General features: G+C 70.3%; 9 protein-coding genes and 5 tRNA genes. 5 read left to right on the top strand and 9 right to left on the bottom strand.

Features of this window, described 5'->3' with window-relative positions; translation table 11 throughout:
* Positions 1-174 precede the first annotated feature (174 nt).
* Positions 175-891, top strand: a complete 717-nt coding sequence (ndgR, locus tag ACY34M_RS41720) for an IclR family transcriptional regulator NdgR (RefSeq protein WP_156721319.1) — start codon at positions 175-177, stop codon at positions 889-891.
* 162 nt (positions 892-1053) lie between these two features.
* Here ndgR and ACY34M_RS41715 read toward each other — a convergent pair.
* From ACY34M_RS41715 to ACY34M_RS41675, 9 genes are all read right to left on the bottom strand, one after another.
* Positions 1054-1126 (bottom strand) — tRNA-Glu (locus tag ACY34M_RS41715).
* A 43-nt stretch (positions 1127-1169) separates the two neighbouring features.
* Positions 1170-1241, bottom strand: a tRNA-Gln gene (locus ACY34M_RS41710).
* Between the two features lie 38 nt (positions 1242-1279).
* Positions 1280-1352 (bottom strand) — tRNA-Glu (locus ACY34M_RS41705).
* Between the two features lie 62 nt (positions 1353-1414).
* A tRNA-Glu gene (locus tag ACY34M_RS41700) sits at positions 1415-1487 on the bottom strand.
* A gap of 42 nt (positions 1488-1529) precedes the next feature.
* Positions 1530-1601 (bottom strand) — tRNA-Gln (locus ACY34M_RS41695).
* Positions 1602-1690: 89 nt separating this feature from the next.
* Entirely contained in the window at positions 1691-2410 is a 720-nt protein-coding gene (locus tag ACY34M_RS41690; protein WP_462723941.1) for an HAD family hydrolase, read from the bottom strand.
* A gap of 208 nt (positions 2411-2618) precedes the next feature.
* Positions 2619-4103 carry a glutamate--tRNA ligase gene (gene gltX, locus ACY34M_RS41685; RefSeq protein ID WP_462723942.1) on the bottom strand — a complete coding sequence of 495 codons (1485 nt, stop codon included), beginning with the start codon at positions 4101-4103 and terminating at the stop codon, positions 2619-2621.
* Positions 4087-4872 (bottom strand): fumarylacetoacetate hydrolase family protein, encoded by a 786-nt coding sequence (locus ACY34M_RS41680; protein WP_462723943.1) that lies wholly within the window; start codon positions 4870-4872, stop codon positions 4087-4089. The genes gltX and ACY34M_RS41680 overlap by 17 nt, the downstream gene beginning before the upstream one ends.
* A gap of 92 nt (positions 4873-4964) precedes the next feature.
* Entirely contained in the window at positions 4965-5165 is a 201-nt protein-coding gene (locus tag ACY34M_RS41675; RefSeq protein ID WP_462723944.1) for a hypothetical protein, read from the bottom strand.
* 592 nt (positions 5166-5757) lie between these two features.
* Here ACY34M_RS41675 and ACY34M_RS41670 point away from each other — a divergent pair.
* From ACY34M_RS41670 to ACY34M_RS41655, 4 genes are all read left to right on the top strand, one after another.
* Complete coding sequence (locus ACY34M_RS41670; protein WP_462723945.1) at positions 5758-9870, top strand: nitrate- and nitrite sensing domain-containing protein; 4113 nt, start codon at positions 5758-5760, stop codon at positions 9868-9870.
* Between the two features lie 9 nt (positions 9871-9879).
* Positions 9880-10293, top strand: a complete 414-nt coding sequence (locus ACY34M_RS41665; protein ID WP_306318913.1) for a roadblock/LC7 domain-containing protein — start codon at positions 9880-9882, stop codon at positions 10291-10293.
* Between the two features lie 160 nt (positions 10294-10453).
* Positions 10454-10864 (top strand): DUF742 domain-containing protein, encoded by a 411-nt coding sequence (locus tag ACY34M_RS41660; RefSeq protein WP_462723946.1) that lies wholly within the window; start codon positions 10454-10456, stop codon positions 10862-10864.
* Positions 10845-11117: ATP/GTP-binding protein (locus tag ACY34M_RS41655; RefSeq protein WP_462723947.1), on the top strand; the 273-nt coding region annotated here is incomplete at its 3' end. The genes ACY34M_RS41660 and ACY34M_RS41655, both read left to right, overlap by 20 nt.

Raw genomic sequence — 11117 nt, 5'->3', positions numbered from 1 at the left:
GTTTGAGGTTCGCCGGCCTTACTAGAGATTTCGGATCGCCGACGTCCGTACCCCTCGTACCGAACGTCGACTGCCGAGCCCGTTTTCGTGCACGGGCCGGTGTGACGTACAGAGTGGCAAGTTCCACCGGAAATTGAACTTGCGTTTCACAGAGTGAGACGGGAGTATCGACGCATGGACAACAGTAGCGGCGTCGGCGTTCTGGACAAGGCAGCCCTTGTCCTGGGCGCCCTGGAGTCCGGACCCGCGACCCTCGCAGGCCTTGTCGCGGCCACCGGACTGGCAAGACCCACAGCTCACCGCCTCGCGGTGGCCCTGGAGCACCACCGCATGGTGGCGCGCGACATGCAGGGCCGTTTCATTCTCGGCCCGCGCCTCGCGGAACTCGCGGCGGCGGCCGGCGAGGACCGCCTCCTCGCGACGGCCGGACCGGTGCTCACGCACCTGCGGGACGTCACGGGCGAGAGCGCCCAGCTCTACCGCCGGCAGGGCGACATGCGTATCTGCGTCGCCGCGGCGGAGCGGCTCTCCGGGCTGCGGGACACGGTTCCGGTGGGCTCGACCCTCACGATGAAGGCGGGCTCCTCCGCGCAGATCCTGATGGCCTGGGAGGAGCCGGAGCGGCTGCACCGGGGCCTCCAGGGCGCCCGCTTCACGGCGACGGCGCTGTCGGGCGTACGGCGCCGCGGCTGGGCCCAGTCGATCGGCGAGCGCGAGCCGGGCGTCGCGTCCGTCTCTGCGCCCGTACGCGGCCCCTCGAACCGGGTCGTGGCCGCGGTCTCCGTCTCCGGGCCGATCGAGCGCCTGACGCGTCACCCGGGCCGGATGCACGCCCAGGCGATCATCGACGCCGCGGGCCGCCTCTCCGAGGCACTGCGCCGCACCGGCTGAGCCGGTCGCGCCCAACCCCTCTTCAACTCCTGCCCGTTCCCGGCCGGTCGCTTCAACGCCGCAGCGACCGGCCGGAGTTGTGCGCACCGGGCCTCAATTCCCGTACACGCGCACACGAAAAGACCCCTCCCTGATTCGGGAGGGGCCTCGATCGTTCGCGCGTACCCCCGACCGGATTCGAACCGGCGCTACCGCCTTGAGAGGGCGGCGTGCTAGGCCGCTACACAACGGGGGCGTGGATCATGCATGCTCTTAAACCGCACAGCTGCAGATCCGGGCTGGTCTACCAGGACTCGAACCTAGAATGACGGTACCAGAAACCGTAGTGTTGCCAATTACACCATAGACCACTGAAGTTCAAGGCCTTGCGGCCCAGAATCTCAATGCGTACCCCCGACCGGATTCGAACCGGCGCTACCGCCTTGAGAGGGCGGCGTGCTAGGCCGCTACACAACGGGGGCCCTAGCGATCCTGCATCAGGGTCGGTGGGAGCTACCCATACCGTCCCCGCGGGAAGGATCTGTACCCCCGACCGGATTCGAACCGGCGCTACCGCCTTGAGAGGGCGGCGTGCTAGGCCGCTACACAACGGGGGCATTGTGGATGCCATATCCACGGTTGCAGATGAGCTCTGCGAGCTGGCCTACCAGGACTCGAACCTAGACTAACGGAACCAGAAACCGTCGTGCTGCCAATTACACCATAGGCCACCGAAGCGCAATCCCCCGAAGGGATCTTGCTTGGCTTGCGCTTCCGGGCTCCGGCCTTTCGGCCCGCTCCCCTCGGCGCAGAAAGAACATTACCCGAAGGTGGACTGCGCTCCAAAACGGGTATCGGCCGACAACAGCGCGGGCAGTTGCCCAAGCCCTGTGATGCGTACGAGTTCGGGCCTGCCGCCCAGTTCAGCGCGGTCGAGCCAGATCCCGCCGAGCCCCGCCTCGACGGCTCCGCGGGCGTCCGTGTCCGGCTGGTCGCCGACGTACGCGATCTCGTGCGGCTCCAGGGACAGCTCCTCGCAGACGGCGTGGAAGGCGGCCGCCTCGGGCTTGGCGACGCCGAGTTCGGCTGCGCACAGCACGGCCTCGAAGCGGTCGCGCACGCCGAGGACGCGGAGCTTGCGGTCCTGGTTGTGCAGCGAGGAGTTGGACAGCACCGCGTGCCGGTAGCCGTCGGCGAGGGCGTCGAGGACCGGGACGGTGTCGGGAAAGAGGCTCCACGCGGCCTCGTAGTGCGTGAGATACCGGGCGAACCAGGCGTCGGCCTCGGCGTCCTCCATGCCGCGCCCCACGAAGCTGCGCACACGGTCCCGGCGCTGCCCCTCCCAGTCCGACTCCCCCGCCTCGAACCGCGCCCAGTGCTCCCTCGTGGCGGCCCGCCACCGCACGAGCGCCTCCTGCACACTCCCGAACCCCGCCAGCAGCCCCTCCGCATCAAGGTGGGCCCGCATCCCGGTGGTATCGGCCGTCGCGTAGTCGAAGATCGTGTCGTCGATGTCCCAGACGATGGCTCGAATAGGCATGCCACGACCGTACGGGCCACACAAACCCACCGCGAGACCGCACAACAGCCCCTACCCGCACGCCGCCACCGGCTGGGGGCTCGGGGGTCGTCCCCCGAAGAACACAGTGTCGATGTCCCAGACGATGGCTCGAATTGACATGCGACGACGGTAACGGCGAAAGACCCGGAAGCCGTTTGCTTCCGGGTCTTTCGGGGGGTACGTGTGGTTACGCGGTGAGCTTGGTCAGGGCCGCGTCGATGCGGGCGAAGGTCTTGTCCTTGCCCAGGATCTCCAGGGACTCGAAGAGGGGCAGGCCGACCGTGCGGCCGGTGACGGCCACGCGGACCGGGGCCTGGGCCTTGCCGAGCTTGAGGCCGTGGGCCTCGCCGGCGGCCAGGACGGCCTCCTTGAGGGACTCGGGCGAGCTCCAGTCGGCCGCGTCGAGCTTCTCGCGGGCCGTGCGCAGGAGGGCGTCGGAGCCCTCCTTCATGGCCTTGTTCCAGCTGGGCTCGTCGAAGACGGGCTCGGCGAGGAAGAGGAAGTCCACGTTGTCCGTGATCTCGGACAGGACCTTGACGCGGGTCTGGGCGTGCGGCGCGATCGCCGCCCACTTCGCCTCGTCGAAGTCCTCCGGGGCCCACGGCGCGACCGGCGCCTTCAGCCACGGCTCGCAGCGCGCCGCGAAGTCCTTCGGGTCGAGCAGGCGGATGTGGTCGCCGTTGATCGACTCGCACTTCTTGAGGTCGAAGCGGGCCGGGTTCGGCTGGACGTCCTTGACGTCGAAGGCGGCCACCATCTCGTCGATCGAGAAGATGTCGCGGTCGGCGGAGAGGGACCAGCCGAGGAGCGAGAGGTAGTTGAGCAGGCCCTCGGGGAGGAAGCCGCGCTCACGGTAGAGGTTGAGCGAGCTCTGCGGGTCGCGCTTGCTCAGCTTCTTGTTGCCCTCGCCCATGACGTACGGCAGGTGGCCGAACTCGGGCACCAGCTTGGCGATGCCCAGGTCCTGCAGCGCCCAGTAGAGAGCGATCTGCCGCGGGGTGGAGGAGAGCAGGTCCTCGCCGCGCAGGACGTGGGTGATCTCCATCAGGGCGTCGTCGACCGGGTTGACGAGCGTGTAGAGCGGCGCGCCGTTGGCGCGGACGATGCCGTAGTCCGGGACGTTCTCCGGCTCGTAGGAGATCTCGCCGCGGACCAGGTCGTTGAACGTGATCTTCGTGTCGGGCATCCGGAAGCGGACGATGGGCTTGCGGCCCTCCGCCTCGTACGCGGCCTTCTGCTCGGCGGTCAGGTCGCGGCAGTGGCCGTCGTAGCCGGACGGCTTGCCGGCGGCGCGGGCCGCCTCGCGGCGCTCGTCGAGCTCCTCGGTGGAGCAGTAGCAGGGGTACGCCCGGCCGGCCTCGACGAGCTTGTCGGCGACGTCCTTGTAGAGGTCCATCCGCTGCGACTGCCGGTACGGGGCGTGCGGGCCGCCGACCTCGGGGCCCTCGTCCCAGTCGAAGCCGAGCCAGCGCATCGCGTCGAGGAGCTGGTTGTACGACTCCTCGCTGTCGCGGGCCGCGTCGGTGTCCTCGATGCGGAAGACCAGGGTGCCCTGGTTGTGGCGCGCGAAGGCCCAGTTGAACAGGGCGGTGCGGACCAGGCCCACGTGGGGGTTACCGGTGGGCGAGGGGCAGAAACGGACGCGTACGGGTGCGCTAGCCACGCTTGACAACCTTGTTGGTGAGAGTGCCGATGCCTTCGATGCTGACGGCGACCTCGTCGCCGACGGCGAGCGGGCCGACCCCTTCGGGGGTGCCCGTGAGGATGACGTCGCCCGGGAGCAGCGTCATGGCCTCGGAGATGTTGACGACCAGGTCCTCGATGGACGTGATCATCTGCGAGGTGCGGCCGAGCTGTCGCTGCTGGCCGTTGACCGTGCACTGGATCGTGAGGTCGGAGGCCTGCTCCAGGGAGAGGTCGGTCTCGACCCAGGGGCCCAGCGGGCAGGACGTGTCGAAGCCCTTGGCCCTCGCCCACTGCTTCTCGCGCTTCTGCACGTCGCGGGCGGTGACGTCGTTGGCGGCCGTGTAGCCGAAGACGACGTCCTTGACGCGCTCGCGCGGGACCTCGCGGCACATGCGGCCGATGACGACGGCGAGCTCCGCCTCGTGGTGCAGCTCCTGCGAGAAGCCCGGGTACTGGATCTCGGCGTCCGGGCCGATCACCGACGTGGAGGGCTTGAAGAAGGCGAAGGGGGTGTCCGGGACCTCGTTGCCCAGTTCCTTCGCGTGTTCCGCGTAGTTGCGGCCGAAGGCGATCACCTTGTTCGGGAGCACCGGGGGCAGCAGCCGGACCTTGTTGAGCGGGACCTTGGTGCCGCTCAGTTCGAAGTCCGTGAACGGGATGCCCTTGATGATGTCGAGGACAAGCTCGTCAGGCTTGTCGCCCTCGACCGCGCCGAAGGCGACGTTCCCGTCGATGGAGAATCTGGCGATGCGCACGGTTTGCTGCGCCCCTTTTTTCTGGCGTTGACCCGGCTGGGATGTGACCGACCCAGGCTAACGCGGTGGGGCCGTCGCCGTCGGCCCGGTTGTTACGCCGCCGGAGCGGTCTGCGCGGCGGCCTCGGGCGCGACCATCAGGATCGTGCGCTTCGGGTTCGCCGTGTTCGTGGGGAGCGTCACCGAGTGGTCAGGGACGGCCGGCGCGGCCTGGATCTCTTCCGCGTCCGAAAGGTGCGCCAGCGTCGTGCGCCGCGGGTTGGCAATGTTCTGGAACATCATCGTCGTCTTCATGACAGCGCTCTGGAACCTTCTCCGTAGTGTGCGGGGAGTCGTCGGGGGCCGGCCCGGGACCCGGGGGCCATCCCTGTAATGCGTCAGGCTAAACATCTGATTCCCGCTGAAAGCCGGGAACCTGTGATCCACCGCATGTGAGTTTGCTCACTGAACACCGCGCAAATGGTGCACTTCGGGCCGCCAACTACCGCCCACGAAACGGACATTGCGCCACTGAAGCCACTATTCCGCTCCCGATCATGGCGTCTGGGGCACCCCCGGGGTGTACACGGAAAGCCCTGTAATGACCCGGTTCGAGTGTCCATGATTCGACGGCCCGTGACCCTCCTGACACATCGCGTCACACAGGGTGCATCGAGAACCTCGGGCCTTGTTGGAGATCCTGCACTGTGCTGGAATCGCGTGGACCGCCGCAGGTACTGAACCGGCGCGCACGGGCGCAACGCAGCGCCGAGCAGCGGCGGAGAGGGGGAAGCAGCGCCGGTCACTCACGACCACAGGGGGCGTCTCGAATTCGCCCCCGAACGACGCCGACACCGTCTTGTCCGCGCATGCGGGCGGGGCGCCTGGTCCAGAGGTTGCGACGCTAGTGCAGGGACGTAAGAACAGGGATGGCAGCGCTGCGGCGGAGCCGGAGCCGCGCGGCGGGACCGGCCCGACAGCCGGCGGCACCCGGCCCCCGCACGCCCAGAACCCGGGGCGCACCGCCTCCGTCGACACCTCCGAGGCCGACGGCAGGAGCGGCGCGTCCGGATCGGCCACGCCGCCTTCGGCGAAGCCCAAGGGCCCCACGGGTCCCGGCTCCCGGATGGCGCTGCGCAACTGGCGCATCTCGACGCGCCTCGTCTCGCTGCTCGCGCTGCCCGTGGTCGCCGCGACCTCGCTGGGCGCGCTGCGCATCGCCGAGTCCCTGAACGACATCCAGCAGCTCGACAACATGAAGCTGCTGACCGAGATGACCAAGCAGGCCACCGAGCTGGCGTCGGCGCTCCAGGAGGAGCGCGACCAGGCCGCGGGCCCGCTGTCGAACGGCTCGTCGACGCGCGACTTCAACGTCAAGTCGACGCGGGAGAAGACCGACCGCGCCCAGGACACGTTCCTGCAGAGCACCACCGACATCAAGGCCGACGGCGAGGCCGGCAGCCTCAACGGTGTGCGCGAGCACGCGGTGCAGATCGCCAGCGAACTGATCCACCTCAGCAAGATCCGGCAGGCGGCGTACAACGACAGGTCGAACTCCTCGCAGACCGTCGACTCCTACAGCCGCATCATCGACGAGCTGCTCTCCCTGTCCACGGACATGGCGCAGGCGACCAGCAGCCCCGAGATGATCCAGCGCACGCGCGCCCTGGCGGCCTTCTCCTCCGCCAAGGAGTACGCCTCGGAGCAGCGCGCCATCATCGCGGCCGCCCTGCCGCCCAACAGCTCCCGGTTCGGCAAGCTCTCGGAGACCGACCGCCAGTACGGACTCGCCGCGGCCGAGAACCAGAAGTCGCAGATCCAGTCCTTCAAGGCCGTCTACGGCGCCGTGCCCGCGCAGGAACTGCTGAAGCCGATCGAGGAGAACAACTCCACGATCAAGGCCGCGGACACCTACGCGAACCGCGTGCTGCAGAAGACCGACGGCATCAAGTCCCAGGACAAGCGCTCGTACAAGGACTGGATCGACGCGGACACCACGCGCATCCAGGAAATGTCCAAGATCGAGCTGACGCTGCTCAACCAGATGGAGCAGCAGGCCCGCGAGCTGCGCAACGCCTCCGAGCGCTCGGCCATCATCAACGGTGCGCTGATCCTGCTCGTGCTCGGCGTCTCGCTCGTCGGCGCCTTCGTCGTGGCCCGGTCCATGATCCGCTCGCTGCGCCGCCTCCAGGACACCGCGACCAAGGTCGCCCAGGACCGGCTGCCCGAGCTGGTCAAGGAGCTGTCCGAGTCCGACCCGCAGGACATCGACACGTCCGTGGAGTCGGTCGGTGTGCACTCGCGCGACGAGATCGGCAAGGTGGCCGCGGCCTTCGACGACGTGCACCGCGAGGCCGTGCGTCTCGCCGCCGAGCAGGCCCTCCTGCGGGGCAACGTCAACGCGATGTTCACCAACCTCTCGCGCCGCTCGCAGGGCCTCATCCAGCGTCAGCTGTCGCTCATCTCCGAGCTGGAGTCCCGCGAGGCGGACCCGGACCAGCTGTCGTCGCTGTTCAAGCTCGACCACCTCGCGACCCGCATGCGTCGTAACGGTGAGAACCTGCTCGTCCTCGCCGGTGAAGAGCCAGGCCGTCGGTGGACGCGGCCCGTGCCGCTCGTCGACGTGCTGCGTGCCGCCGCGTCCGAGGTGGAGCAGTACGAGCGCATCGAACTGGCCGCCGTGCCCGCGACCGAGGTCGCCGGACGCGTCGTCAACGACCTCGTGCACCTGCTCGCCGAGCTGCTCGAGAACGCGACCTCGTTCTCCTCGCCGCAGACGAAGGTCAAGGTCACCGGTCACGCGCTGCCCGACGGCCGCGTGCTGATCGAGATCCACGACACCGGCATCGGCCTCTCCCCCGAGGACCTCGCCGCGATCAACGAGCGGCTGGCGTCGCCGCCCACCGTGGACGTGTCGGTCTCCCGCCGCATGGGTCTGTTCGTGGTCGGCCGGCTGTCGCAGCGCCACGGCATCCGTATCCAGCTCCGCCCCTCCGACTCCGGTGGTACGACCGCGCTGGTCATGCTCCCCGTGGATGTCGCGCAGGGCGGCAAGAAGCCTTCCGGCAAGGGCGGCCCCGGTGGTTCCGGTGGTCCGGCGGCGGCCCAGGCCGCGGCCGGTGTCGCCGCCGCGCGCCGCGGTCAGGCGCCCGGCAACGCGGGTGGCCCCGCCGCCGGTCTGCTCGGTGGCGGCTCCGGCGGCCCCGGCTCCGGTGGTCCCGGTGGCGGTCGGCCGCAGGTCGGTGCCGGCAACGGCGGTCCGCGTGCGGCGCTGCCCGGTCGCGGCGGTGGCCCGCAGGCCCCGGCCGGTTCGGCTCCCTCGGGCCCCACGGGCCCCTCCGGTCCCGACATGTTCGGCGGCGGCAAGGGGCAGGCACCCGGCGGTCCCGTTCCGCCGCAGCAGCGCACCCACAGCGACCCGAACGAGCAGCAGGGCCGGCGCCCGGTGCTGCCCCCGCGCGGCGGCCCGCGTGCCGAGCTGCCCGGCGGCAACCCGCAGCCCCGTACGCCGAGTTGGAGCGACGAGAACGCGCAGCCGAGCCTCGACGCGCCGCGCCAGCACGACGAGCCGGACTCCACGGCCCGCTTCCCGCGCGTCCGCGACGACCGGCAGGGCCCGCCCCGCCAGGGTGGCCGCGGTCAGGCGCAGGACTCCGGCCAGTTCGTCCGCTCCGACGTCTTCGGCCCGCGCGGCGGCGACAACGCCGGCGCGGGTGCGAACGGCTTCCGGGACGGCGGCCCCACGGACCGTCAGGACCCGTCCGGCACGGGCCAGTTCGACCTTCCGCAGGGCGGTCGGCCGGCCGGCGGCCGGTCCCAGCACCCGCAGGACCCGGGCACCGCTCAGTTCCCGCGCGTCCAGGACCCGTCCGGTGCAGGTCAGTACGACCGCGCGCAGAACGACCCGGCGAGCACGGGTCAGTTCAGCCAGCTTCCGAGCGGCCCGGCGAACACCGGCCAGTTCGACCAGCTCCAGGGCGACCCGTCGGCCACCGGCCGCTTCGCGCAGCCCCAGAGCCCGGCGGACGGCGGCGGCTTCCCGCGCTCCCGGGACGACCAGGCGAACGCGGGTCGGTTCCCGCGCTCGCAGGACCCGGCGGACAGCGGCCAGTTCGACCGCTCCCCGCACGACCCGGCCAACACCGCCCAGTTCAGCCAGCTCCAGGGCGACCCGTCGGCCACCGGCCGCTTCGCACAGCCCCAGAGCCCGGCGGACAGCGGCGGCTTCCCGCGCCCGCAGAACGAGCGGCCCGACGCCGCCCGGCCCGCGCAGCCCCAGGGCCGCTCGGCCACCGGCCAGTTCGAGTTCACGCCCCCGAAGCCGCCTCAGCGCAACGGCGCTCAGGACCAGGGCATCCCGGCGCAGCCCTCGCAAGCGGACTTCCTGCCGCCGGGCGACGCGTCGGGCGGGGACGGCCGCACGCCGCTGTACGACACGCTGGAGACGAACTGGTTCAACAGCCAGGGCGGCCAGCAGAACCAGGCTCAGCACGGCCAGGGCCAGACCGGTCAAGGCCAGCAGGGTCAGGGCCAGAACGGTCAGGCTCAGCACGGTCAGGGCCAGTACGGCCAGGGCCAGCAGGGTCAGGGCCAGTACGGCCAGGACCGGAACCAGGGCATGCAGTCGCCCGGCGGACGCCCCGACCAGGGCCTGCCGCAGCGACAGCAGGCACAGGCACAGGCTCCCGCGCCCTCTCCCTCGCGTCCCGCCGCGTCCCCGGACGCGTCCGAGGTCAACTGGCGGCAGTCCCCCAACGACGACCTGATGCGTCAGGCCGAGCGGGTGCGCAAGCCCGCCGCGGGCGGCGTCACCGTCTCGGGTCTCCCGCGCCGTGTGCCGAGGGCGAACCTGGTGGCGGGCACGGCCCAGGAGCAGCAGACTCAGACCGGTCCTCAGGTCTCGCGCGCGCCGGACGAGGTGCGCGGTCGGCTGACCAATCTCCGTCGGGGCATCCAGCAGGGGCGGCAGGCCGGTAGTACCGGTAGCCACCCCCGCCCCACTCACCAGCAGGAGCGTTAGTTGAGCCAAATGAGCCAGGCGGCACAGAACCTGAACTGGTTGATCACGAACTTCGTGGACAACACGCCCGGTGTCTCGCACACGGTCGTGGTGTCCGCGGACGGGCTGCTGCTCGCGATGTCGGAGGGGTTCCCGCGCGACCGCGCGGACCAGCTGGCGGCCGTGGCGTCGGGACTCACCTCGCTCACGGCCGGCGCGTCCCGGATCTTCGAGGGCGGCCCGGTGAATCAGACGGTCGTGGAGATGGAGCGCGGCTTTCTCTTCATCATGTCCATCTCGGACGGATCGTCGCTCGCCGTACTGGCGCACCCCGACTGCGACATCGGCCTCGTCGGCTACGAGATGGCGCTGATGGTCGACCGGGCGGGCTCCGTGCTCACCCCCGACCTGCGGGCCGAGCTCCAGGGCAGCCTGCTGCACTGAGGCCCGTAACGGCCGGTAACCCCGGCTCCCCCGCAGTCTGCTTCATCGGCAGCCCAGGAATCCAGTCAGCGCACGACACCCACGTCCGGCCGTCACAATCTCCCCACCGGCCCACCCTCAGACGGCAGGCCCCACCCTTGCCGTCCCGCCCGGAGGATCCATGACCCCGCCCACCGACTCACACGACCCGTACGGCGTCACCGCCCACGCCGGGTACGGCTTCGAGGGCGACCAGCCCCTGGTCCGCCCGTACGCGATGACCGGTGGCCGGACCCGCCCGCGCTACCAGCTCGCCATCGAAGCGCTGGTGAGCACGACCGCCGACCCCGCGGCGCTGATGACCCTGCTCCCCGAGCACCAGCGCATCTGCCACCTGTGCCGTGAGGTGAAGTCGGTGGCCGAGGTCTCGGCACTGCTCTCGATGCCGCTGGGTGTGGCCCGGATCCTCGTCGCGGACCTGGCCGAGGCCGGGCTCGTCGCCATTCACCAGCCGGGCGGCGACGAGGCCAACGGCGGTGCGCCGGACGTGACTCTGCTCGAAAGGGTTCTCAGTGGACTTCGCAAGCTCTGACGGCTCCGTGGGAACCGCCCGCGCGACCACCTCGGCGAAGATCGTGGTGGCGGGCGGCTTCGGCGTCGGCAAGACCACGTTCGTCGGGGCCGTCTCCGAGATCAACCCGCTGCGCACCGAGGCCGTCATGACCTCGGCGAGCGCCGGGATCGACGACCTGACGCACACCGGGGACAAGACGACCACGACGGTCGCCATGGACTTCGGCCGCATCACGCTCGACCAGGACCTGATCCTGTACCTCTTCGGTACA

It is taken from the genome of Streptomyces sp. EDA2-14, from assembly GCF_054963755.1.
This window is presented reverse-complemented; position numbering and strand designations above follow the sequence as displayed.

Bases quoted from the DNA above. Each gene is read 5' to 3' on its own strand.
- ACY34M_RS41665 (WP_306318913.1), top strand. From the start codon at position 9,880: ATGAGCCAGGCGGCACAGAACCTGAACTGGTTGATCACGAACTTCGTG.
- ACY34M_RS41690 (WP_462723941.1), bottom strand. From the start codon at position 2,410: ATGCCTATTCGAGCCATCGTCTGGGACATCGACGACACGATCTTCGAC.
- ndgR (WP_156721319.1), top strand. From the start codon at position 175: ATGGACAACAGTAGCGGCGTCGGCGTTCTGGACAAGGCAGCCCTTGTC.
- ACY34M_RS41660 (WP_462723946.1), top strand. From the start codon at position 10,454: ATGACCCCGCCCACCGACTCACACGACCCGTACGGCGTCACCGCCCAC.
- ACY34M_RS41675 (WP_462723944.1), bottom strand. From the start codon at position 5,165: ATGAAGACGACGATGATGTTCCAGAACATTGCCAACCCGCGGCGCACG.